Annotated in this window: 22 protein-coding genes and 4 riboswitches; of the genes, 16 read left to right on the top strand and 6 right to left on the bottom strand. The window is 45.0% G+C overall.

Annotation, left to right across the window (positions count from 1 at the left end; all coding sequences use genetic code 11):
* Positions 1-351 precede the first annotated feature (351 nt).
* A riboswitch (purine riboswitch) is annotated at positions 352-451 on the top strand.
* Positions 452-767: 316 nt separating this feature from the next.
* The 6 genes from VM640_RS12665 (at position 768) to VM640_RS12640 (ending at position 7021) form a co-directional block, all read left to right on the top strand.
* Complete coding sequence (locus VM640_RS12665; RefSeq protein WP_325392766.1) at positions 768-2099, top strand: 5'-deoxyadenosine deaminase; 1332 nt, start codon at positions 768-770, stop codon at positions 2097-2099.
* 22 nt (positions 2100-2121) lie between these two features.
* Positions 2122-2271: a hypothetical protein gene (locus VM640_RS12660; protein WP_325392764.1), complete on the top strand. Its 150-nt coding sequence runs from the start codon at positions 2122-2124 to the stop codon at positions 2269-2271.
* A 109-nt stretch (positions 2272-2380) separates the two neighbouring features.
* The gene (locus VM640_RS12655; RefSeq protein ID WP_325392762.1) at positions 2381-2815 is read left to right on the top strand and encodes a HEPN domain-containing protein; all 435 of its coding nucleotides are present in this window, start codon (positions 2381-2383) and stop codon (positions 2813-2815) included.
* Complete coding sequence (locus tag VM640_RS12650) at positions 2782-3108, top strand: nucleotidyltransferase domain-containing protein (protein WP_325392760.1); 327 nt, start codon at positions 2782-2784, stop codon at positions 3106-3108. Before VM640_RS12655 ends, VM640_RS12650 begins: the two co-directional genes overlap by 34 nt.
* Positions 3109-3429: 321 nt before the next feature.
* Positions 3430-5166: an ABC transporter ATP-binding protein gene (locus tag VM640_RS12645; protein WP_325392758.1), complete on the top strand. Its 1737-nt coding sequence runs from the start codon at positions 3430-3432 to the stop codon at positions 5164-5166.
* Positions 5159-7021: an ABC transporter ATP-binding protein gene (locus VM640_RS12640; protein ID WP_325392756.1), complete on the top strand. Its 1863-nt coding sequence runs from the start codon at positions 5159-5161 to the stop codon at positions 7019-7021. Before VM640_RS12645 ends, VM640_RS12640 begins: the two co-directional genes overlap by 8 nt.
* A gap of 42 nt (positions 7022-7063) precedes the next feature.
* Here the strand turns inward: VM640_RS12640 and VM640_RS12635 are convergent, their stop codons facing one another.
* Positions 7064-7354 carry a hypothetical protein gene (locus VM640_RS12635; RefSeq protein ID WP_325392754.1) on the bottom strand — a complete coding sequence of 97 codons (291 nt, stop codon included), beginning with the start codon at positions 7352-7354 and terminating at the stop codon, positions 7064-7066.
* Positions 7355-7688: 334 nt separating this feature from the next.
* On the opposite strand from VM640_RS12635, the gene VM640_RS12630 reads away from it, so the two are divergent.
* Positions 7689-8174: a ferritin-like domain-containing protein gene (locus tag VM640_RS12630; protein WP_325392752.1), complete on the top strand. Its 486-nt coding sequence runs from the start codon at positions 7689-7691 to the stop codon at positions 8172-8174.
* A 116-nt stretch (positions 8175-8290) separates the two neighbouring features.
* On the opposite strand, the gene VM640_RS12625 is transcribed toward VM640_RS12630, so the two are convergent.
* Genes VM640_RS12625 through VM640_RS12615 form a run of 3 tightly spaced genes read right to left on the bottom strand, consistent with a single transcriptional unit; the run spans position 8291 to position 11089 of the window.
* A complete protein-coding gene (locus tag VM640_RS12625; protein WP_325392750.1) occupies positions 8291-8821 on the bottom strand; it encodes a hypothetical protein in 531 nt (176 codons plus the stop codon).
* Positions 8822-8849: 28 nt separating this feature from the next.
* Positions 8850-9587, bottom strand: a complete 738-nt coding sequence (locus tag VM640_RS12620; RefSeq protein WP_325392748.1) for an energy-coupling factor transporter transmembrane component T family protein — start codon at positions 9585-9587, stop codon at positions 8850-8852.
* Positions 9588-9613: 26 nt separating this feature from the next.
* Positions 9614-11089 carry an ABC transporter ATP-binding protein gene (locus VM640_RS12615; protein ID WP_325392746.1) on the bottom strand — a complete coding sequence of 492 codons (1476 nt, stop codon included), beginning with the start codon at positions 11087-11089 and terminating at the stop codon, positions 9614-9616.
* 92 nt (positions 11090-11181) lie between these two features.
* Positions 11182-11375: riboswitch (cobalamin riboswitch) on the bottom strand.
* A gap of 255 nt (positions 11376-11630) precedes the next feature.
* On the opposite strand from VM640_RS12615, the gene VM640_RS12610 reads away from it, so the two are divergent.
* The 6 genes from VM640_RS12610 to VM640_RS12585 all read left to right on the top strand — a co-directional run bounded on the left by VM640_RS12610 (position 11631) and on the right by VM640_RS12585 (position 18782).
* Positions 11631-12230 (top strand): type IV toxin-antitoxin system AbiEi family antitoxin domain-containing protein, encoded by a 600-nt coding sequence (locus VM640_RS12610; protein WP_325392744.1) that lies wholly within the window; start codon positions 11631-11633, stop codon positions 12228-12230.
* Positions 12230-13135 carry a nucleotidyl transferase AbiEii/AbiGii toxin family protein gene (locus VM640_RS12605; protein ID WP_325392742.1) on the top strand — a complete coding sequence of 302 codons (906 nt, stop codon included), beginning with the start codon at positions 12230-12232 and terminating at the stop codon, positions 13133-13135. Before VM640_RS12610 ends, VM640_RS12605 begins: the two co-directional genes overlap by 1 nt.
* Positions 13136-13248: 113 nt before the next feature.
* Positions 13249-13424: riboswitch (cobalamin riboswitch) on the top strand.
* A gap of 90 nt (positions 13425-13514) precedes the next feature.
* Positions 13515-14888: a UbiD family decarboxylase gene (locus VM640_RS12600; protein WP_325392740.1), complete on the top strand. Its 1374-nt coding sequence runs from the start codon at positions 13515-13517 to the stop codon at positions 14886-14888.
* A gap of 59 nt (positions 14889-14947) precedes the next feature.
* A complete protein-coding gene (locus tag VM640_RS12595; protein WP_325392738.1) occupies positions 14948-15913 on the top strand; it encodes a hydantoinase/oxoprolinase family protein in 966 nt (321 codons plus the stop codon).
* On the top strand, positions 15862-17040 hold the full coding sequence (locus VM640_RS12590; protein WP_325392736.1) for a hydantoinase/oxoprolinase family protein: 1179 nt from the start codon (positions 15862-15864) through the stop codon (positions 17038-17040). The genes VM640_RS12595 and VM640_RS12590 overlap by 52 nt, the downstream gene beginning before the upstream one ends.
* The gene (locus VM640_RS12585) at positions 17037-18782 is read left to right on the top strand and encodes a hydantoinase B/oxoprolinase family protein (RefSeq protein ID WP_325392734.1); all 1746 of its coding nucleotides are present in this window, start codon (positions 17037-17039) and stop codon (positions 18780-18782) included. Before VM640_RS12590 ends, VM640_RS12585 begins: the two co-directional genes overlap by 4 nt.
* Before the next feature lie 302 nt (positions 18783-19084).
* Here the strand turns inward: VM640_RS12585 and VM640_RS12580 are convergent, their stop codons facing one another.
* Entirely contained in the window at positions 19085-20449 is a 1365-nt protein-coding gene (locus tag VM640_RS12580) for a polysaccharide deacetylase family protein (RefSeq protein ID WP_325392732.1), read from the bottom strand.
* Positions 20450-20780: 331 nt separating this feature from the next.
* A riboswitch (cyclic di-GMP riboswitch) is annotated at positions 20781-20866 on the top strand.
* Positions 20867-21249: 383 nt separating this feature from the next.
* Here VM640_RS12580 and VM640_RS12575 point away from each other — a divergent pair.
* Positions 21250-22311 carry an HD-GYP domain-containing protein gene (locus VM640_RS12575; RefSeq protein ID WP_325392730.1) on the top strand — a complete coding sequence of 354 codons (1062 nt, stop codon included), beginning with the start codon at positions 21250-21252 and terminating at the stop codon, positions 22309-22311.
* A gap of 69 nt (positions 22312-22380) precedes the next feature.
* Here VM640_RS12575 and VM640_RS12570 read toward each other — a convergent pair whose 3' ends face one another.
* Entirely contained in the window at positions 22381-23073 is a 693-nt protein-coding gene (locus VM640_RS12570) for a FadR/GntR family transcriptional regulator (protein ID WP_325392728.1), read from the bottom strand.
* Between the two features lie 193 nt (positions 23074-23266).
* Here VM640_RS12570 and VM640_RS12565 point away from each other — a divergent pair, with 193 nt between their 5' ends.
* Together VM640_RS12565 and VM640_RS12560 are read left to right on the top strand one after the other, a co-directional pair.
* A complete protein-coding gene (locus VM640_RS12565; RefSeq protein WP_325392726.1) occupies positions 23267-23920 on the top strand; it encodes an HD-GYP domain-containing protein in 654 nt (217 codons plus the stop codon).
* Positions 23921-24068: 148 nt separating this feature from the next.
* A complete protein-coding gene (locus tag VM640_RS12560) occupies positions 24069-24428 on the top strand; it encodes a DUF4395 domain-containing protein (RefSeq protein ID WP_325392724.1) in 360 nt (119 codons plus the stop codon).
* Positions 24429-24500: the final 72 nt, after the last annotated feature.

Genomic DNA, 24500 nt, shown 5'->3' with positions numbered 1-24500 from the left:
GCCAGTAAATATTATCCCGCCATTTTTGTGAAAGGAAGGCTTTATATAAGGGTTTGTGACTACTAGTCGGGATGCCGCATTTTGCGGGATAAGTGGTGTGGGAGGTCGGCCACTCAAATAATGGGTGGCCTCCTACCCGATTAGAAAGTCTGTTTAAGCGGTGCCGCTAAGAAAAAATTATCTGATGATAGAAGGAATTAGAAAAACAATCGAGAATAAAATATATTCATATTCAGTTGTATTCAGTTGAAGAGTTTATGAAAGAGTTAATGACATCTCGAAATTACAGCAGGGTGTAATTCGGTGAATGGAGTTAACTCTTTTGTGGTTCAAGCATGAAACTGCATAAGTAACCATAATATTCAGTGAGCTCATATATCCTCGATTATTGGTTCGGGGGTTTCTACGTGGCAACCGAAATTGCCACTCTATGAGTTAAGCCGGAACATTTGTCATGGGCTTAACTTGGAGTGGGAAGGATGGTTGCTTTTATATTTGCAAAATAGAAAAAAGGAGGTGATGCCAGCAAGATCGGGATTGACAAAAGTGAATGAGTAACAAGTCGTCCTGACCCAGTGCTTTGAAAGTAGTGAAGTACACGTTAACGGTTCTGTTCATATTGCATTTCGTTTTGGGATAGGATAGATCGTAGAGGGCTGTGAGGGCCAGATTTGGCGTAAGGAACAGACTGGTCCTCACTCACACACAGAGGAGCGGTTCTCGCGAAACGTTATCAATTTTTTTAGTCGAAGAGAGGGGGTTTTATCATGCTGATCCTCTTGAAAAATGCGAGGATTGTGACGATGAATCCAACACGAGAAATTCTGAATGGAGATTTATTGGTCGATGGGGATCGCATAGCGGCTATTGGGCAAAACCTCACCGAACAGGCCGACCGCGTGCTTGATATTCACGGGGATGTTTTAATCCCAGGCCTGATTCAAACCCATATTCATCTGTGTCAAACTTTGTTCCGCGGGCAGGCTGATGATCTCGAACTTCTTGACTGGTTGCAGCAAAAGATTTGGCCGCTCGAAGGCGGTCATGATCCGGAATCGATCCGCGATTCGGCTTTGCTGGGAATCGGCGAGCTTTTTTTGGGGGGGACAACCACGATTGTCGATATGGAAACGGTTCACCATACTGAATATGCGCTGCAGGCGATCTTGGACACTGGAATACGGGCGCTTTCGGGAAAAGTCATGATGGATGATCCGAACGGAGGTATTCCGGCTTCGCTCCAGGAAACTACACAGGATTCCTTGCAAGAAAGCATGGATCTGTTTGAAAAATATCACGGCCAAGGCCAAGGAAGGTTAGAGATCGCTTTGACCCCGCGGTTTGTCATTTCCTGTACCGATGACCTGCTGAAAGAAGTCGCGCGCTTGGCTGGGGCGAAGAAAATTTTTGTGCACACGCATGCCTCCGAAAACCGCAGCGAGATTCAGGTGGTTGAAAGGACCCGAGGGATGCGCAACATCGTCTACCTCGACAAGGTCGGACTGACAGGGCCAAGACTTCTTTTAGCCCATTGTATTTGGTTGGAGGAGATTGAAAAAGAGATTTTGGTGCAAAGCCAGACACGGATTGTCCATTGTCCCTCTTCAAACTTAAAACTGGCTTCCGGGATTGCACCGATTCCGGAACTGCTTGCCCGAGGTGCCGAAGTTTCGTTGGGAGCGGACGGGGCACCGTGCAATAATAATTTGGATGCTTTCCGCGAAATGCGTCATGCTGCTTTGATCCAGAAGCCCTTGCATGGACCGACAGTTATGCCGGCGCAGCAGGTGTTTGAAATGGCTACTTTGGCAGGAGCACGAGCCTTGGGGCGGGAACAGGATTTGGGCAGTCTGGAAGTCGGGAAAAAGGCCGATTTGGCGGTGGTCAGTCTGGAGGGGCTGCACACTTGGCCGAAGGAAAACATCGATCTGTATACGCAGCTCGTGTATCAAGCCCAGTCGTCTGATGTGCGGCTCACGATGGTGGATGGCCGGATCGTGATGCAGGATCGGGAATTATTGACGATTGATGTTCCTCGTTTAAAGACGAGTTCAACTCAGAGTCTGAAGCGGGTAATGAACCGGGTCGGACTTGCGTAAGGAGAAAAGAAGGGGGATAGTCATGCAGGATTGGCGCCAACAGATGGATCAAGCTCGGGGCTTGGTCCCCATTGATTTTGTTCTGCGAAGGGCGCAGCTTGTCAAGAAAACAGGCCTCGATGAGATTTCTTTCATCGAGGCCTGTTTTCTGTTTGCAAAGCTTAATATTTAGGGGCTGGTTGGTGTGCCATTATGCTTAAGTCTATCAGCAATGGTTTAATTATCCTTATGATGATGGTATAATATGGTTGAAGTTAATTGCAGTGAGAAGGTGGTTTCAAATGGATCCATATGAAAAATTCACATATTGGGAAAATAAAGCGATCTATGATATTGAAACATCTAAGGCTATGCTACAAACAGGAAGATATACGTATGTGGCATTCATGGCGCAGCAAGCTGTAGAAAAGATTGTTAAAGGACTTTATGTGCTATATACTGACCGGGAACCTGTACGAACTCATAATATCTGGACAATTTTTAAAGAACTAATGGAAGAAGAGACGTTTAGAGATCAAAATGGAAATTTATTTGAAAAAGTGGGAAAATATAAACCTTTTTTTTCGGATTTGTTGTTTTACTATATTGCTGAAAGATATCCGGACTATAAGCAACAACTATCATCAAATCTTACTGAAATAAGGGCGAAAGAGGTGCTCAATAAGGCTGAGGAGGTTTTCGCATGGCTTCAGTCCCTCAGCCGGTACAAGAGCTAATCTATGATTTTCTCCGAAGGGTAAATCTTCAAATTAAAATAGATAAGGTCATACTTTTTGGCTCATATGCAAACGGAAAGTACACGAGTGAAAGTGATATTGATTTAGCAATCTTTTCAAATGATTTTATGGGTATGGAACCTATTGAACGATTTAGATTTTTGTTTTTACAAACTTGTGATTATGACTTCGATCTTCAACCCCTAGCATTTACAGCGGATGACCTAATGGAACCTGCTGGGATTGTTGCCGAAATTATAAACACAGGCTTAGAAATTGCGATCACAAACTAGCTCAATCACAATTCCTCAGTCCCGTCGGAATTGTGTCGGGGTCGCACCTGTCTGGGCAATAAGGGGTTATCAATAAGGATGTAAATAATTGTGTTTACATCCTACATTTTTGAGGGACTGTTTGGACGGCTCAGTCTCTCAGCATTTCCAAATACCGATCCAGCTGTTCTTTTTTTCTTTAGTACATCGACTTGGTGATATTGGCCTTCATCGTTTAAAACATAAAATGCTAAAACTTAACTACAAATCGTGCCCTTAAAGAAGTATAATGAGCATCTGATTGAAGCCTAACCACAAAAGGTAGGGAAAACAAGAGAAATTATGGGTATTTTTAAGCAATACTTTAAAAAGTATAAATTCTTATTTATTACGGCGGTCTGCTTGGTGTTTTTAGAAGCCCTTTGCGATCTGCTGCAACCGACATTAATGGCCCGCATTATTGACGAGGGCGTGAAAAACGGGCAGGTGGAGACCGTGGTTAAGTTGGGCTTGATGATGCTGTTGATCACTGCTTTAGGAGCATGTTTCGCCGCTAGCCGGAATATTCTAGCGAGCAAGGTTTCCCAAGGCTTCGGAGCGGATTTAAGGTATGATGTCTTTGCCAAAATTATTAACTTTTCGGAAATCAGTGCTGATAAAATTGAAAGCGGTTCGTTGATCACTCGGATGACGAATGACACCTCTCAGGCCATGCAATTCATCAACGGTTTAATGAGGGTATTCATTAAGGCTCCGGTTACCTGCATCGGCAGCATCACTCTGGCAGTTATGTTAAGCCCCTGGTTGAGTGTAATCTTGTTTATGGTTGTGGCTATTGTTGCTGTTTTTATTGTGATCAGCATGAAAATGAGCTATTTGCGCTTTGCTAAGGTGCAATATGCCATTGATAAAGTCAATACAGTTGTTCAGGAATACCTGATGGGAATTAGGTTGATTAAGGCTTTCGGGCGGTATGAAGATGAAGAAGAAAAGTTTGATCGTACCAACACGGATTTATTGAATAAAAGCATATCTTCCCAGATTGTGATTGCTTATTTTTCCCCCCTAATGTCTCTGACGGTCAGTATCGGGATTGCTTCGATCCTTTACTTCGGCAGCAAACTTTTCGGCAACGGTGAGATCGAAGTCGGTAAAGTAGCGGCTTATATTACCTATATGGCCCAGATTTTAACGTCGCTTATTATGATTACCAATATTTTTAACAGTTTTGTCAGGACAAAAGCATCGACTGAACGAATCAATGAAGTATTGAATAGCGAAGATGATTTTCAAGGCTTTGAGCAAACTTCAACGTATCACTCCGGCGAACTTGCTTTTAACGGTGTGACGTTTGCCTATCCGAACGGAAGCGGTATACCTGCGCTAAAAGACCTGACCTTTGAGGTTAAGCAAGGAGAAACGCTGGCGATAATCGGTCCTACAGGTTCTGGCAAATCAACGGTTTCTTGGCTATGTTTGCGTTTTTATGACATCCAACACGGCACAATTTACTTAAACGGTATCGATATTAAAACATTGGATAGCTATCAGTTAAGAGAAAATATGGCGATAGCGCCGCAAAAGAGCATGCTGTTTGCCGGGACCGTCTTTGAGAACATAGCCTGGGGCAATCCCGATGCCTCGCCCGAGGAAATAAGGGAAGCAGCCCGGGTGGCACAGGCTGATGAATTTATTCAAAATATGCCTGATCACTATGAAAGCAATTTAGGTCAGGGCGGAGTTAATCTTTCCGGCGGTCAAAAGCAACGCATTTCGATTGCCAGGGCACTGGCTAAGAAGTCGCCCATTTTGATTTTGGATGACTGCACAAGCGCTCTTGACGCGGTCACGGAAGCAAAGGTCAGACAAGGCTTAAAATCGTTGGAAGATGAAAAGACAATCCTCCTGATTACGCAAAGGATCGGGAACGCCATGTTCGCTGATAAAATCCTCGTGCTGGATGATGGGGTGAATGTCGGCTTTGGCAACCACCAAGAGCTGCTGCATACCTGCCAAACCTACCGAGAAATCTACGATTCGCAAATTGGCGGCGATTTGAAGGGTAATGAATATGGCTGAAAATAATATTAACGAAAATTATAAAAACATGCCCAAGCTGGGAAAGATGGGCGGCGGTGGCCGGCAGCGTTTTAAACCGACTGAAAAGCCCCAAAATGCCAAGAAAACCTTGCTCAGATTGATGAAGATTTTCAGGCTATGGCGCAAATCTATTTTGTTAGTGGTCGTGCTAACGCTAGCTTCGTCTGCGGTTTCCCTTATAATTCCCTTATTATTGGGCAAGGCCATCAATACGTTTAATATTCAAACTCATTTAGTGGATCAGTCGCTGCTGACCGTTATCCTGCTGGTACTTGTCGCGTGCTACCTGGCAAACTGGATTATTGATACCTTCAATGGGGTGATGATGGCCAAGATTACCCAGAAACTAGTCAAGCATATCAGGACTGAATTTTTCGCAAAGTTGCAGAGGATTCCGTTGAACTTTTACGATGTCAAGCCACACGGGGATACCATGAGCAGGATTACCAATGATGTCGACAATATCAGCAATATCATTTCGCAGACGACAACCCAACTGATCTCCAGCATTTTTTCCATCCTTGGCGCCTTTGTCATGATGCTGGTCTTAAGCCCAGTTTTAACACTTTTGGCCATGGTCGCTATTCCCTTGCTCTTGGTGTTGACCAAAATAATCGCTAGCCGCAGCCGAAGTTATTTTTTGGGTCAGCAGCAAAAGCTGGGTGCTTTAAACGGAGTGGTTGAAGAGAACATTGTCGGACTTAAAATGGTTAAGGCGTTCAACCGGCAGCAAACGGTCTTAACCGATTTTAAAAGCATCAATCAGGAGCTTCGCGATTATTCGACAAAGGCACAGATCTGGTCTGGCTTTATGATGCCGTTTATGAATGTCATCAATAATATAAGCTTTGCTTTGATCGCTTGTGCCGGAGGAATACTCTCAATCAAGGGAATGATAACCATCGGCGTAGTGGTAAGTTTTTTGACTTATTCGAAACAGTTCGGTCAGCCGCTCAATAATATAGCCGGCATGTTCAATAACATTCAGTCGGCTCTGGCGGGGGCGGAACGCGTTTTTGAAATCATGGATGAAGAGGAGGAAACTCCGGATAAGATCGGCGTTCAAGAGCTAACCCAGCCTCAGGGAGAAGTAGAATTCTGCAACGTGTCGTTTTCTTATAATAGCAACAGTCCCGTTTTGAAGAATATCAATTTTAAAGTCAACCCTGGAGAAGTAGTTGCCTTGGTTGGCGAAACCGGTGCCGGAAAAACAACGATCGTCAACCTCCTGACCCGTTTTTATGAAGTGAACCAGGGAAGAATTCTAATTGACCATACCGATATAACGGACATTTCGCGCAAGAGTTTAAGAAGCTGTTTTTCGGTCGTTTTGCAGGATACCTGCCTTTTTACCGGGACGATTTATGATAATATCCGCTATTCAAGACCGTCTGCCTCTAATCAGGAAGTGAAGGAGGCGGCCAAATTAGCCCATGCTGATGCGTTTATCTCCCGTTTGCCGAAGGGCTATGATTCGTTCATCACAGGCAGCACAGACAATCTTAGCCAGGGGCAGAGGCAATTACTGGCGATTGCCCGGGCCATTTTGGGTAATGCCCCGATTTTAATTCTAGACGAAGCTACAAGCAGCGTTGATACAAAGACCGAAAAGGAGATTCAGCATGCTTTGCTGACGCTCTTGAAAGACCACACCAGCTTTTTAATCGCGCACCGTCTTTCCACAATTCGTGATGCCGATCAAATCATGGTCATCGGCAGTGGGGAGATACTTGAGAGAGGCACCCATGATGAGCTCATGGCTAACAAAGGCGCTTATTATGAAATGGTCATAAGCCAGGTGGGAGCTGAGAGACTTATAACTACAGATTTATGACTCCAGTGCAGTAACACTGGAGCCATTTAAAATTTAGCGGGATTATTTTTTACTTTTTCCTGTTTTTCGTTTAGCGTTTTTACTTTTACCCTGCCCGCTTCCTGGTATGGAATTCGCAGGAGCAGGATTTTGGGAATTTTTCTTAGCCTGGGTTGGGGAGTTGCGTTTTTTCATAAAGCGGTCAAGTAGAAAGGTTAGACTGATTGAGAAGAAAGCACTGATCAAATAAGCATATCGGGCGATACTTTCATTTTGTTGCGATAGAAGCATGTATGATCCGATGAAAACGACAGAAAAAAAACTCCAGATGATTACATTTTCATTGCGTTTCAAAGAGTCCACCTCGCTATTATATTCCGATGGCTAAAAGCTATTAGAAGAATAATTCGCGATAGATCCCTAAATTTCCTGCACTCAAGGGACAGAAGGACTGTACTTGGTTAGAAGAGTTCGCTTCAAGGCACGATGTCTGGCTCCATGAAAAATTATAAATTGGAGATTGACAATTAAGGGTGAGCTCGATTATAATATAATTAAGAACGATAATCATTATAAATAATGCATAAAATTATGGGATATTTAACCGAATAGGTAATAATAATACTAGTACGTGGGTTTAAGAAAGAAGTCGAATATTGAATTAAATATGATATGGGGAGGTATTTGCATGGCTATCTTGGAATTCGCTATAAATATGGAACATGAAGGAGAAAAATACTACCTTGAGCAAGCTGAAATCAATAAAGATAATGGTTTAGACGTGGTTTTTCGTATGTTAGCAAAAGATGAACACAAGCATGCCGAAGTTCTCCAAAACAAGGCTAATAACCTAGCTTATAAATTAGATCCAAACGAAACACTTACCGAGATTAAAAACGTGTTTAAGGGAATTGGCGATTTTAAAGATAAAATAAAACAGATTCCGAATCAATTAGACGCGTATCGGAAGGCCTTAAAAACCGAAAAAGAAAGTATTGATCTTTATCAGACATCTTTAGCGGAAGCGACGGATGATAAGTCCAAAGAATTATTCGAATTTCTGATCAAACAAGAACAAGATCACTATACAGCACTTGAGGAATTAGTTTCACTCCTTAGTAAATCTGAGGAATGGGTAGAGGATGCTGAATTTGGGTTAAGAAAAGACTATTAAAAAAGATGATAGATGTGATTTTGAAAGTGTGATTTAGAAAGCGCAGTCTCAATGAGATAATTCTCACCGAGATTGCGCTTTCTAACTTAATTTTTGTGAATCAATGATGACTGATGCTAAAGTAAGGAGGATTTTTGTAAGGAACCGTACACTTTCTTGGTCAGGATCCCGGCAACGATAGTCGCGACAACAGTAGTGATAGATGATGTTAAGAGGGCAATCTTCCAGTCAAGATGAAAGACATAAATCAGTCCGATCATCACGCAGAAGTTGCCAGGCACATTACAAGCGATCTGGGCTAGGATATGATGGCTTAATTTCTCCATGGAAAAATTTCTGGCAACTAAAGAGTAGCCAATGGAGCCGATGGTATTGGCGAATAAGAAGAAAAAGGCCAGGGGTGAATAGGCTGTTGCCATGGCGACAATGACTTCCACTAATCCGCCAATTACACCCGCTGGTTGTTTGTACATTAAGACAATGAGGCCGGTAAAGAAGGACCAGGTTGTGCCATTAAGAAGTAAAAGGGTAGGGTCCATAATACCGTCGATACGTCCTGTTACCTGCTCCATAATGACGAACAAGATTCCGACGATGACCGAGCCTACAAGTGCTTTTGTGTCTGTTCTGAATAATTTTTCTTTCAATTAATTCTCCTCCTTAAAAATATTGTGATTATATTAATGGTAATATCCTGCTTGTAAAGCTGATGATTATTACCAATACCATCGCAGTGATTAAAGCAATATCGTAAGGCTTAATCGCTAAACTCGAAGAAAAGGTTCGGGTTTTGGTTCGTCCATAGCCTCTTAACTCCATGGCCAGGGCGGTTTCTGTTGAGCGTCGGACGGCGCGATATAAAAAGGGTAGGAAGGTTGGAATAATGCCTTTGAGATGATCCCAGACGCTTTCCATCTTAAGGCCCCGGGTACGCTGGCTATCGACAATGGATACATATTCAGTTTTCATGATAGGGAAGAAGCGGACTGTCAATCCCACAAGCATGGCAAAGCGGTAGGGAACTTTGAATTTCATGAGCATTAAGGTAAATTCTTGGGGTGTGGCCGAGGTAAAAAATTGCATACTTGCAAAGAAAATAATGCTAGCCTTTAGTATGCCGGTGATCGCTAGGGGTAGGGCTTGACTGTAGATTTTAAGGATTCCCCATTGATAGATGAGAACGCCTTCACGGCAGAAGAGCAACTGAATGATCAGAATCTGAAGTCCCAAAAGCAAGAGGACCATAATCATGACCTTATACTGCTTCAAGGAACGGGTTAAGATAAGAGAGGCCAGAATACATACCAATAAAACAAGGCCCAACTGAACTGCGGTTGTGGAAATCAGTGAAAAATAGATCATGAGAGAATACCAGACAAGCTTTGTCCGGGGATCAAGCTTCGAAAGTTCCATCTTGAACCTCCCTAAATGAAATTGTATTATTTAAAATTCAGGCCAAAGTCTTGAAGTGCAGCGAGATGTTTTTCGAGGTCTTTTGTTGAAATGTCCAGTTGAATGCGGTGGTTATGAAGGGCAACTAAGCGGTTTGAATAGGTTTTAGCCATGGCCAAGTCGTGGGTAATCACCAGGATTGTTTTGCCCTTTTGTGATAAATCGAAGAGCTTATCCATGATCATATACCCTTGGTTCTCGTCGAGGCCGGAGGTCGGCTCATCCGCAATGATGAATTCCGGATCACTGACGAGGATGGAGGCGAGTGCCAAAAGCTGGCGTTGGCCGCGGCTTAAACGCTGGGGGTGTAGTTTCTTGTAGTCCAGCAGCCCCACAAATTTTAGGGATTCCTCAATTTTTTGATCGATTACTTCATTCTGTTCACCCCTCAGCTTGAGGGAAAAGCCAACTTCTTCTTCTAGGGTGCTGGCAAAGATCTGATAGTCAGGGTTTTGAAACAGGAAACCCACTTGCGTGCGGATCTTTGTGAGGTTTTTTTTATTTAAAGGCTGGTTAAACATTTTAACTTCACCCATAGAAGGTTTTAACAGACCAATCAGCAATTTAGCCAAGGTCGACTTACCAGAGCCGTTTAAACCGATGACTGAAATAAAGTCGCCCTGATAAATTTTTAAATGAAGGTCTTCACAACCCAGTAAGTTGTTTTTGTACTGGTAGGAGACCTGGGTCATTTCGGCAATAATTTCTTGGGGTTTATCATTATTGGATTTTAACCTTTCTGGGCGATACCCGATTTGATCCTGGTAATATTCCTCAGGTGAATACTGCTTGACAATTTCACCGTCTTTAAGATAGAGGACTCTGTTGGCATAGTTCAGGACTTCTTCGATTCGGTCCATGACCAAAATAATCGTAAGCCTCTGGGTTTTATTCAAAAGTCCCAGCCGCTGATAGAGTTCGAAGCGGCCTTGGGGATCGAGTTCCGCCGTCGGTTGGTCAAGGATCAAAATCGGGGCATTGAGGGCCAGAACTCCGGCCAAAACAACACGTTGAGCCTCCCCGCCGGAAAGCGAAGCGGTTTGTCTGTTTTCATAGTCTGTCAGACCTACAAGTTCCAACGTCTTTTTAACGGTTTGAGCGATTTGTTCAAGGGGAATTTCCAGGTTGCCGAGACCGAAGGCCACATCTTCATAGACATTCAGACTGATCAATTGATTCTGGGGTTCTTGCATCATGTAACCCACATAATCGGACATTCGATTGAGGGGTATGTCCTTGATATCTTGGCCCAGGAGGGTAATTTTGCCGGTTAATTCCGCAGGATGGTAGTGAGGGATGGCGCCTGTGAGGGTGTGCAGCAACGTCGATTTCCCAGAGGCTACCCCCCCGGTAATGACGATGAAATCGCCCTGATTAATTTCAAACTCGATGTTTTTGAGCGCTGGCTTATCTTCCTGCGGAAAGATGAGTTTTTCAATTTTAACGTGTGCAATCGTCTCCATGGCGGCTCCTTAACTCTAAAAAGATAAATAAAACAATTAAAAGTAAATAAAAAAGTTCTAGCTTACACGAAGCTAGAACTTTACCATTGTTCCTTTGTAATATTTTATAGGCAGGTCTCCTGACTTATAGATTCCGATGTGCGCCTTCCCAGTAATCCTAGTTAGCCCAGCAATCCCAGTGGCTTAATGCACATCTTCAACATCTAATTACAGTGGTGGGTCCGTCCAGGATTAGTAACCTGGTTCCCTATTATCCCTTGCGGGCACCTATCAAATAGTGTATATTCATTTTTCATTTGACCCTATGTTAGAATAGTTTTTTTATTTTGTCAAGCTAGATTCAGGAATTCTATCAGACAAAAGCTGAAGAGTCGAAGAAGACGGTTGGTGTCTTGATCGGATATAATATAATTTTTCCCGCTCGTTATCCAATCTTTTCTTAAAGTTATATTGACAATGAGCAGGAAAATACTGTAAACTAATCATATAACTTCATCCGCTTATAGTCTTAAGTTAATCAAAAGTTATAAAGGAGTCTGCTATGCTTCCAATAGATAAAATCAAGTTAGTATTTGATGGCCACGGCGAGGTGATGCGCACTGTCGATCTTTCCGCGTCCAAAATCTATTATGCGGATATTCAAAAGCTGATTCGAGAAGGAGTAATCGAGAAGATCCGCTATGGCTACTATCAATGGATCGACCACGAGAACCCCAGTGAGGTCACGGCCGTCACAGGGCTGTTCCCTGACGGAATTTTTTGCATGAACACGGCGCTGTTTTACTACGGATACAGCGACCGGACGCCGTTGGAGTGGCACATCGCTGTCAGCAAAGACTCTGGCAAGTCACGATTCAATGTTGATTATCCTTTTGTGAAGCCCTATTATATCGAGCCTGCAGTGCTGGAAATAGGGCAGACAAGGGTCAAAATGGATGGGCGTCAGGTTCGCATTTACGATAAAGAGCGTGTGATTTGCGACTGCCTGCGCTATGCAAAAAAGATGGATAAAGAAATCTTCAATAAAGCGATCCAAGCCTATGTGAACGACACCGGAAAGAATATTTCGCGTCTGATGGAATATGCCAAGAAGCTGCGTGTTGAAAAAAAGGTAAAAGATTTGATTGGAGTATGGCTGTAATGCTGGATATCGGGGTATCTGTTCTTGCAAAGCTGAAAAACAAAGCCAAGACTTCCGGAGTGAGCTATCAACAATGCCTGCAGCTCTTTTTTCAAGAAGAGTTTTTGCGTAGGCTATCCGCTTCGTCTTATGCCGAAAATCTGGTGCTCAAAGGCGGTTTGTTTATCTATACAATAACTAACTTTGAGAGCAGAGCAACCGTAGACATCGACTTTCTGCTGTGGCACTTGTCCAACGATTTGGAGCGAATGGACAGCATTATTTCGGAAATCCTGTTGGTCTCCACAGGTAACGACTTCGTACAGTTTGAAGCCAAAAAGATGGAGCCGATTGCGGTACATCGAAAATATCGCGGGGTCAGCACCCAGATCATTGGCCGTATCAAAAATGTGCGAGTCCCCTTTAATGTAGATATCGGCGTGGGCGATGTGATTGTCCCGAAGGCGGAAAAACGAATGATCAAAACCCAGCTGGAAGGATATGAATCCCCAGAAATATTGACCTATTCGCTGGAAAGCACTATTGCCGAAAAGTTTGATGCCATCCTGCAACGATTTGAGCTGACCAGCCGCATGAAAGACTTTTACGATATTTACTACCTGGCATATACCTTTGATTTTGATGGACTCAAGCTCCAGGAGGCAATCAGCCAGACATTGCAAAATCGAGGGACACCCTATGAACGGGACAGCTTTAAGCGTGTATTGCAGCTGGTAGATGACGAAGATATGCAAATCAAATGGCGGTATTTCCTCAAAAACATCCGTTCATCGGAGTTGGATTTCCAGACGGCCATGAACACGATTAAAGTTTTTTTGCAGCCGGTCTATGCAGCTATCGTGGATGAGGACGAATGGCTGAAGGAGTGGCGTTGTCAAGAGCAGCAATGGATGAGTGTAAGGTGAGCGGCTCAGAAATATGGCAATCGATAAAGATGCGAGTCGGTGTTGTTTAAAAATTTAATGTAAAATTATAGGACTTGGCAGGAATATTAGAAACTATGCCGAATTGCATATACAATTCAATAGCTGTTTTAGGTGCCCCGTGTCGGGGATAATAGGGAACCGGGTGTAAGTCCCGGGCGGTCCCGCCACTGTAATAAGTGAGTTACGCACAATGCCACTGGGTTGCCGGGAAGGGTGCGGTCAACGATGAACTTAGAGCCAGGAGACCTGCCTGAAATAACGAATGACCTGCGTCGGACAGGTATTTTGTGGATGATGGAAAAGCCCACAGTCGTTTTGACTGTGGGCTTAATTTTTTGATTTAGAGGAGGAATTACTGGTGCAACAAGATTTACGTTCGTTTATGGCCCAAGTCGAACAGGGAAATTCCCAAGAGGTTGTCCACATTTATGAGGAAATTAAGCCTGAATATGAAATCAGTACCTTAATGATGGAGCTGGAAAAAGCGCAGCGCTATCCGATGGTTGTCTTTCACAACGTCAAGGGACATCAGATTCCCGTTGTGACCAATGTTTTGGCTCCACGCCAACGCCTTGCACAGGGACTCGGGGTCGCGCCAGAGGATCTAGCTGCGGAGTTCTCACGGCGCATTAACCAGCGCTTTGAACCCCGGGTAATCGAAGAGGCCCCATTCCAAGAAAACGTGTTTTTCGGCGAGGCAGCGAATCTTTATGACTTGCCGATTTTAACCCACTTTCCGATCGATGCGGGACCTTACATTACAGCGGGACTCGTGGTGGCTAAAGATCCGGAAACAGGGGTGGAAACAGCCGGTTACCACCGGATGCAGTTGAAGGGCAAGGATAAATTAGGGATCAGCTTCCACTCTCGCCAACGGTTATGGGAATATTTCCGCCGGGCTGAAGAACGGGGACAATCGTTGGAAGCAGCTATTGTGCTAGGAATTCACCCCAATATTTCGATGGGCTCGATGGCTTTAGTGCCTTATCATCTGGGAAAATTCGGTGCGATGGGCGGTCTGTTTGGCGCCCCGCTCGACGTTGCACGCTGCCGCAGCATCGACCTCTGTGTTCCCGCTTACGCAGAAATCGTGATTGAAGGGGAAGTCTTGGCCGGCGTGCGGGAACCGGAAGGGCCTTTTGCAGAATTCACAAACTATGCCTGCTACCGGAGTACCGAAAATGTATTTAAGGTTAAAGGAATTCAATACCGGACGAAACCCTATTTTCAAGATATTACCCCAGGCATCAGCTCAGAACATATCACGATCGTGGGTGTTCAGCGCGAAGGTGATGTGCTCAATGCGCTGAACCGGACACTGCCGAACGTGAAAAATGTCCATGCTCCTGCTTCGGCCTGTGGTTTGTTCCATTGCTATATTTCCATGAAAAAGATTGCCGAGGGGCAAGCCGCGCAGGCTATTTTCACGGCTTTTTCTGTGGATCACAACCTGAAGTGTGTGATTGTCGTGGATGAGGATGTGGATGTGTTTGATGAACGTCAAGTCCTTTGGGCGGTAGCGACGCGACTGCAAGCAGATAAAGGGGTGATGATTATTCCCCAGCATATGGGGATGGGCGTTACTTTAGACCCGTCTAGTGATGAGTTCAGTCGGAGTTCAAAAATGGGGATCGATGCGACTAAGCCGTTATCCGGTTTTGCACCGACGGTGGAGATTTCTCCAGAAGTTCAAGCTCAGGTGCGCCGTTTTATGCCCAATTTCGGACTATAGGAAGGGATGAGATCATGTACGAAATTTCAGTCGATGTCGGGGGGACCTTTACCGATTTTGTGTTCCGCGACCCTGCCGGCGCGATGAGCACGCTTAAAGTCCCTTCCAATTCACAACACCCGCTGCAGCCGATTCAGCAGGGCTTGACCGAATTTGCGGAAGGTCAGCAAATGACTATACAGGAATTGTTAAAGAAAACCGGGAAATTCCTGCACGGCACGACGTTGGGCATTAACGCGCTGCTGCAAGGACAAGGCGCTAAGACCGCTTTGTTGACAACTGCTGGGTTTCGCGATGCGTTGGAAATCCGTCGCTCTCAGCTCAAAAATCAATGGGATTTTACTGCAGCCTTGCCACCGGTGCTGGTTCCTCGCTACCTTCGCCTCGGGGTACATGAACGTCTGGATTACCAAGGTGTTACCCTGACACCGGTGGATGAGGCTCAGGTTCAGGAGATTGCCCATTTTCTGGCCCAAGAAAAGATTGAAGCAGTCGCCGTTTGTTTCCTTTTCTCCTGTCAAAATCCAGAGCATGAGCGCGAAGTGAAAGCGCTGCTACAGGCACTTCTGCCAGAACTCTTTATCACGCTTTCGTCCGAGCTTTCACCCCAACTGGGAGAATACGAGCGGACCGTCACGACCGTTTTAAATGCGCGCATCAGTCCCTTGGTCAATGCTTATCTGGATTCCTTGCAAGGTCTTTTGCAGGAACAGGGCTTAGGCGTGCCCATTCTGGTGGCCCAAAATAAAGGGGGCTTGACTGATCGGCTGCGGGCTGGCCGTGAAGCGGTCTTGACCCTCTTTTCCGGGCCAGCGGGGGGAGCTAAGGGCGGTTGGGCTTTAGCCCAAAATACGGGTTTAGCTAATTTGGTTATCGCCGATATGGGTGGGACGAGTTTGGATATCTCCCTGGTCCGCGAGGGACGTTTGGAGATGACGCAAAATGCTGAAATAGCTGGCTGGTTCAAATTCAAATGTTGGATATTCATACGGTGGGAGCTGGCGGCGGAAGTATCGCTTGGCTAGATGAGGCCGGCATGCTCCGTGTGGGTCCGCAATCAGCCGGAGCCTATCCTGGACCCGCTTGCTATGGGCCGGGTGGCGAAGAACCTACGATTACGGATGCTACGCTCATTCTAGGACTTCTTGATAAACACGATTTCTTGGGTGGGCGAATGGAGTTGGATCAAGAGCAAGCCCGTCTGGCCATCCAACACAAGATTGCTGGACCCTTAAAGATGACGGTTGAAGAGGCGGCTTACGCGATTTACCGGATTGCCCTTTCCCGGATGATCGATGCCTTGTACTTAATGACGATTAAAAAGGGATATGATCCGCGTACTTTTACCCTTGTTTCTGTCGGGGGCGCTCTTTCCATGTTTGCTACGGCTTTGGCCAGAGGAGCGGGAATTCGCCAGGTTATCGTACCTGATTCGGCCCCCGTATTTTGTGCAGATGGACTTCATTATGCCCGTCTGCAGGTGGAGGGGGTGCGGAGTGTCCTTCAAACGCTTAATGAACATACTCCAGATTTCACCGCTGCCCTCCGGCAGAGTTTGCGGGTGCAGGCTGACCGCGAATTGGATCGTTTGGGGGTTGATCCCGATCAACGTCAATACTTCGGTTCCGCCGATTTAAAATATACGGATCAGCATCATACGCTCAATGTTTGCTTCACTGGTTTTGGCGTTTCAGATGGATTAGGTGACTTAAATGGGGAAGACGCTGCCAGGTGGCAGCGTCTGGTCGAGGATTTTCACGCTAAACATTGCCAGCTTTATGGCTACAGCCAGCCTGAACATGAGCTGCAGTTGGTGAATCTCCGTCTTTTCGCTCAGGAAGCGGAGCTGGGGGGTAGCCTATGGGCTAGAACCAGCACTGGCGAAGCTAATTCCGCTGAAGCTAACGTTGCGCAAGGGAAACTTCCCCTGGCGCAAGCGGAGGGTTATCGCTCAGTTTTCCTCGAGGGACGGTCGCCGCAGGAACTGCCTGTGCACGACTGGAATCATGTGCAGAGGGGGCAGATGATCAAAGGACCCGCGATTATCCGTAAACCGTTGACGACGCTCTTCCTTGATTCGCACAGTTGGGGTGAAATCGACCGTGTTGGTAATTTCCGCATCACGATAGAAAAGGGGGGTGAGTTAAGGTGACCTTGCTGACCTCAGATCAAGTGATTGATCGCTCGGTGATTGCCAATCGCCTTGATACGATCACCAAAGAAATGGGCTATGCCTTAGAGCGTTCTTCACGTTCACCGATTTTTGCCGAGGCCTGTGACTTCGCCTGTGGCATTTGCGATGGTCAAGGTAATTTAGTTTCGCAACTGAGTGGCATTCCTATTCTGGCTGCGGCGGGTGCCTTTAGTGTGCAAGCTATCCTTGCCAAATTTCAGAACAACATCCACGATAGGGATGTGTTTATCATTAATGACCCCTATCAAGGCGGAAATCATCTTCCTGACATCGGCATCATCAGTGCGCTGGTGGTGGACAGCGAACGTGTCTTCTTTTGTGTCAGCCGAGCCCATCATGGGGATATCGGCGGCTCGGTGGCGGGGAGTTATAACACGCAAGCCACGGAGATTTTCCAGGAAGGAATCCGCATTCCGCCCACGAAACTGATGAACGCTGGGGTGCTCAACGAAGACATCATGGACTTGATCACACGCAACGTCCGCGATCCGGAAATGATGCGCAGTGATCTCTGGGCTCAGATCGGGGCCAATCAAATTGGGCTTGCCCGTCTGCAGGACATGATCCGGGAGTTTTCCTTGAAACGGGTGCAGGAGTCGGTGGCGAGGATTCTCAGCCATGCTGAAACATTGACCAAGAAAGCGATTGCCGTCCTGCCAGATGGAGTTTATACAGGTGAGGAGTGGGTGGATGATGATGGGTTTCAAGCAGAACCGATCAAGCTGGCACTCACGGTTAAGATCGCCGGGGAAGAGATGGTCCTGGACTTTACGGGGACAGATCCCCAAGTCAAGGGCTTTGTCAATACAGCGAAGGTGACGGCGACGTCCGCGGCTTGGATTGGAGCGCTTTGGGCTTTGGGTGGGGATATTCCCCGCAACAGTGGGGCTTTCCAGGCGATTAAAGTTATCCTGCCGGAAGGAAGTATCGTCAATCCTTTGCCTCCGGCACCGGTCACTTTGAGTACGTTGACCCCGGCTAGCGAAATGATCAGCCTAATTTTCCGTACCTTGGCACCGGCTGCACCGGGACGATTGCCGGCTGGCTTTGGCCGTTATTGCGGGCCGTCCTTTTATGGGATTGACCCGCGTAATGACAAGTTCTATATTGGCTTTTGCTTCTGCTCCCTCGGTTCAGGAGGGGCACTTGAGAGCAAAGATGGCAATCCTTATATGGCGCCGTTGTCCAATTATGGCGGTGTGCGGACCCCGAATATTGAAGCAAATGAAGTTCAGTACCCGCACCTCACGCTCTGCCATGAAATGGAACCAGATTCGGCGGGCGCTGGACAATGGCGGGGTGGCGCCGGTATTCGCTACACAATAAAATTTTACGGTGATCCGACCCACATTGTGATGTACGGGGATGGCATGAAAATACCCCCGTTTAGTATCGGTCAGGGGTTACCCGGTAGTCTCAATCGGGCGTACCTAACCACTCCGGAAGGGCGAACCCGTGCTATGGCAAGTAAAGAGGCGCCTCAAGAATTGCCGGGGGAAACGGTGCTGACTGTGATTACCTCAGGTGGAGGGGGCTGTGGTGAGCCGCTCAAACGCAGTCCTGAACTCATCCTTGAGGATGTGCGCAATGGCCTTCTTTCGCCGGAGCGAGCCCGTGCGGATTACGGGGTAACTTTTGTGGATCAAACGATCGATTGGGCGGAAACACGTCGCCTGCGGGAAGAAAGGGGTAGCGAATGAATACCTTACCTTTTCAACAGCATGACCCGCAGGGCATGGGGGTAAAATACCTCGAGGAATACAAAACTGAAAAACAAAGCCAAGACTCTCGGGGCGAGCTATCAACAATGCCTACAGCTCTTTTTTCAAGAAGAGTATTAATAGTTATAAACTCTTGCTTATATTCAATAAAAAAATGGTCAATATTATATTTACAATATTTTTATTGAACTTTATGAATTTGCAAGATAAGCTTACCACATTGGATCAAAAACGTAACAAGCCCGATCATTTTATCATGGTCGGGCTTTGTTGGGTTCTTTCTAATAGTCAGGATGAGTTATTCTGCGTTCAAATTCTTGAATTCCCATATTGGCATAACAGTAGATTCTTTGAATTGCATAAGGATTGGTTTCTTGGCTAGCCCAGCCTCTGACGGTTGTGAAGCCTGCCACGTAGCCGTCCGCTTGGGTAAGGTTCATAATCGATGAATTGTACCCTCCGAATGGGTAGGCCATGTATTTAAGGGGTTGGCCTAGGAGGTTTTCTAAGGTGCTTCGCGAGTTTTTTAACTCTTGAACGGCTGTTTCATTGCTGACTTGGGATAAGTCGATATGATTTTCCGTATGTCCGCCAATGGTCCATCCCGCGGTTTGTAATTGTTTGAGCTGATCCGTTGTTAAAAATCCATCTCCGTCAATATAGCTTGACACCATAAAAACGGTTCCCGGAAAATTATATTTTTGCATAATTGGAAAGGCGTTCGTGAAATTATCGCGATAGCCATCGTCAAAGGTAATGACGATAGGCTTAGCAGGAAGTGAAGCTTTATTATAGAAGGCATTATATAGCTGATCAAGAGTGAGGACATGGTAGCCGTTCTGGGATAAGTAATTCATCTGGCCCGCAAATTCTTCCGGTGGCATCCGCAATTCGTTTCCAGACTCGACCATGATCGAATGATAATAGAGGATTGGAACATTTGTTGTAGTTTTTAGGGAAGATTGTTCGGCGAATAATGCTTGAAAACGCGGATCGTTTTTCACGGGATTAAAGTCTTTTTCGTCCTTGGCGACGTCTCTGACGTCGGGCTGGAGCGCAATGGCTTGTTGCAAGTACGCTACAGTCTGATCGACATTTCCCTGTCTGCCATAGATGCTGGCGATGCCGTAATAACTCCAGACGTCTTTGGAATCAAGATCGATAGCTGAGTGATAGGCTGTGATTGCAGTATCCCATCGCCCTGCGAGTTCATTGGCTAAGCCTAAGTTGAAATGACCATAAACGAAATCGGGTTTCAGCACAAGGGCTTGATTGATCAGGTCAATTCCTTCATCATATCGTCCTAAGAAGGCATAGGTAGCCCCCTTTCCGTTCAAGGCCTGATAGGAATCCGGGTTTAACGATAAGGCTTCATTGAAAAGAGTTAAGGCAGAATCAAACTGCCGATCATAGTAAAGTTTAAGGCCTTGGTCATATAGACTGAGTGACTGTTGTTGAGTCTCTTCAGAAATGGTGGGTGTTGGAGAGATACTGCTAGCAGATTGGCTGGGCTGTGGAGATGGTGTTGTTTCAGTCTCTTGGGCTCCGTTCAAGGAGACGTAATAAGCAATACCGATTATTGCGCTAAGAACTAAAGACAAAATAAGGAGTCGGAATCTGTTCACTGAAAAAATTTTCTTCTCCAAGGGGTTCCTCCTTAGTAACGAGATTATATTTGTTGTCAATTGTATGATAATTTAAAGATTAGCATTTTGTCAAAATAAGTAGAACATTCGTTGAGAAAATCAGGTATGAAATTAGAAAAGAGCCCTCGTTACGAGGGCCCAAAAGGAAACCAACTACATGAGAAAGAGGAAAACTGATCCTCTCAATAAACTATACGCTTAAGTTGGGAAATTTCCTTCGACCAAATTATATGTAAATTTTTACATTTAACGAAATAAACGATATCATGACGAATTAACACGAAAGATCTATTCTATGTTCGAAATTGATGTTATTATATGTATATAAGGACATCGACAATGGCAAACTTGGTAAAAGCCAAGGACGCAAAGCTATGGGTCTTCCAGAGTTACTCTGATGACTGCCAAGCCGCCGAAAGCACTCTAATAGTGAGAATTGTCGCCATGCCTAGTCTGCTGGCGATTTTTTTGTACTAACAGAAAGTATAAGTCTGGGGGCAGATAGTATAAGTGCAACCAGCGGCTTTCGTTTTCCTACGATGAATGCGGTTAAGTTCGGCAGGATAAGGCGACTAAGGCCACCGCTTTGGCGCTGACCAAGTCTTCTATATCCTACGATGCAAGTGGTTAAGTCCGGCAGGATAAGGCAACTAGGGCTACCACCTTCGCTAGGGCTTGGTGCTAGCCAAGTTTTCTTTATCCTACGATGCTCCCTGCGCTATCGCTTGTGCCAGCTAAGTTTCCTTTAACCTATTTATACGGATTCTGGGGATATCTATCGAATGAGAGGAAGATTTTGATTGCGCCAGTTAAGTATCAATCGACTTAAACAAGGGGATGTGCTCGGGCGGACCATTTATACCAATGATGGCCGCGTCTTGCTGGGTAGGGGGATTGCTCTTACTCCTTCCTTCATTAAGCGGTTAAGCAAACTTGGAATTACCATTGTTTATGTAGATGATGAAGAAACAAAGGATGTTGTCATCGAAGATGTGATCTCCGAGGAACATAGGCGTGAAGCGATGTCCTCCTTAGAATATTCGGGTCAAGCTGTTCAATTAGGGAAAGACTTTGATGGCTTTAAGGTGAAAAAGGCTGTTAATAATATTATCGAGGATATTCTTTTTCAGAAAGAGATTTTTATTAGTTTGACGGATATGCGGAGTTATGATAATCAAGTCTTTGCGCATTCTGTGAGTGTTTGTGTTTTAGCTACGGTATTAGGTAAAGCCTTAGGACTCGATCAAAATAACCTGGAGGCCTTAGCAATTGGCGCTTTGTTTCATGATATTGGAACTGTGAAGTTGCCGAAAACGCTTTTAAGCAAGCGTGAGGTGTTTACGCCAAAGGAAGCTAGACTTTATGAAACACACACCAGCGAGGGGTTCGATATTTTGCGCTCGAAACGCGAGTTAAATCTTTTAAGCGCGCATATCGCTTTCCAACATCATGAGCGGATGGATGGAAGTGGATACCCGCGAAAATTAGAGAGCGATGGTATTCATCAGTTAGCGCAGATTGTAGGGATTGCCGACTTCTATGATAATTTAGTCAATGACGGACCTGGTCATTCTCGGATTTTGCCGCATGTAGCTTGTGAAATTCTTATGGGATGCTCTGACAAGTTATTTTCCCATGATCTTGTGGTCACGTTTTTAAAACATATCGCAGCTTATCCAACCGGGTGTACGGTCAAGCTTAATACTGGAGAGATCGGAATTGTCGTTGATCAAAATAAGAGCTTACCCATGCGCCCGATTGTACGAGTTTTACTCGCTGGTCAAGATCTGAATCAGGTTAAAGCCAAGGAATATGACTTAGTTAAGGAACGGACAACGTTCATTGAGGCTATGCTTGAGTGATTTTATCGTAAATGCCCGACCTCCACGCCAGAAAGGACGATGAAGATTGGGCACTTTTAGGTTATAATTTCATGGAAGCCGTAGGTAGTCGCTCATTCCCTGCTCGGCTTGAGAAGGGTTCTTGTCTTTGATCGCACCATAAATTACCTGTAGATGTTCAAGAATTGCTAGCTGTTGACTTGAGGAAAGGAGTAACTGGAGTGAAAGAATTTCAAGTAAACCCGTGAAATTGGCGCCAGTTTCCATGATGAATGGATTTTGGCTTGCTAGGGCCAAAATATGATGAAAGGCGATGTCGGTTTGAAGAAAAAGATAGGAGGAAGGGGTAGATAGGCTCAAATCATTCAAACGTAAGAGAAGGGTATGTAAGGAAGCCAAATCTTCCTCTGACCTGCGAAGCGATGCCAATCCAGCAATCGGAACTTCGATTAAGGAGCGAATCTCAAAAAAGTCTTCTAAGGAAAGATGGGAAAGGTTGAGCCGAGATAAAGCATAATCTTTTAAACTTTGAATCATTTGAGAAGAGGCTTTTTTGGAAATAAAATGTCCGCCGAATTTTCCTTTCCGGGTCTGAATGATTTGTTCAGTTCTCAGGAGATTAAGTGCATCTCGAACGGTGGAACGGCTTACACCAAAAAGTTCAGCCAGTTTATTTTCAGACGGAAGTTGATCACCTAGTTGTAGTTCGCCGCGTAAAATGGAATCATTGATTTGACCCGCAATTTGCTCAGGAATAGTAAAGAGACGTTTTGTGAAATACACTTAGATTCCCTCCAACAAAACGGGGGAGCTTAAATCAGTATATCATGCGATATAGTGTATTATAGCAAAAAAGTGGCATAAAATAGGTAAATGTATGAAGATTAGACATTAGAGAGGTATGCCCCGGATAACGTCGAATCGTCAAGAAATAGAGCGATAAAAGAGAAGTTGAAAGAGAAGGCGGTAACAGAGGGTGGATTTGCGATTACAGGATCTCAATCAAGATATGCGGTTTTTCGGATGTGAGAAGTTGGAAAAGGCAATCGAGATGGTCAGTAAAGTGATTTCTGAAACCAAAGAATATATCACTTCAGGCGTTAACTTTGATAGCTTGCGTACTTATGATAACTGTACATTTCTCCACTGTCGAAATGTTTCTTTGCTGACCGTAATGTTGGCTCAAGAAATGGGGTACAATGGAAAGGGCTTAAAAGAAATTGCATTAGGCGCGTTGCTCCATGATATTGGAAAGTTAATTGTTCCGAAGAGCATTTTGGACAAACCGTCATCACTGAATGAAGATGAATATAACCTCATGAAAAAACATCCTGAATATGGGATGAAGATCCTTGAGACTTACTCTTTATCTGAGAATATCCGGATGCCGATCATCCAACATCACGAACGTTTGGGTGGGACAGGGTATCCCTTTGGTCTCAAGGCGGATGAAATTCATCCCAATGCCCAAATCGTCGCTGTTGCCGATGTGTTTGACGCTTTGATTTCCGACCGTCCTTATCGACGCAGCCTTCCTTTGGGTCAATCCATAGAAATAATCATCACTGGGAAAGAAAAAGATTTCTCTCAAGAAGTAGTTGAAGCATTCTTGAACCTATTCATTTTATAACGATGCTAATGATCATATGGCGACGAAAAATCCTGCTCGAACATCATGGAGAGCAGGAAATAACAAATATCGTCTGCAAAGCAATTGAACAGCGGCATTACATAGAAAATTAACTGTAATTGGCCCTTGAGAAAAAGGAGTATGAATTATGAAGGATGTACCTCTTCCTTATATTAGAGCGAACCAGTCAGGAATTATAGCCTTTGTTATCCTAGCTTTTCTGGTCCAACTCCCTTTATTTATTGCGGTATTGTGGCTGATTGAACTCATTGGACTCTTGTTTGGGGTGAAGGCCAATCTTTTTATTCAACTTGCAAAACCCTTTTTAAGCAAATGGATTGATAAAGCGCCAACGAAGGCAGGTAAGTTATTCCATAATAACATCACGTTTACGGTTATCTTCCTGACAATTTCGTTTTTGTTTTTTGAGTTGGGATGGGCCCTAGCTGGCTATGTCGTTGCAGGAATATTGGTTGTCGCCGTATTGATTGGACCATGGAGAAAGTAACTAACTTCCATGGCCTTTTTTTTGCGCATTTTTAGTCATTTTTTGGGTAAAGAATAACTTGACGAACTGCCT

This window comes from Desulfitobacterium sp., from assembly GCF_035539115.1.
Taxonomy (GTDB): domain Bacteria; phylum Bacillota; class Desulfitobacteriia; order Desulfitobacteriales; family Desulfitobacteriaceae; genus Desulfitobacterium_A.
The sequence above is the reverse complement of the archived record's forward strand: the minus strand, read 5'-3'. Positions and strand labels throughout refer to the sequence as shown.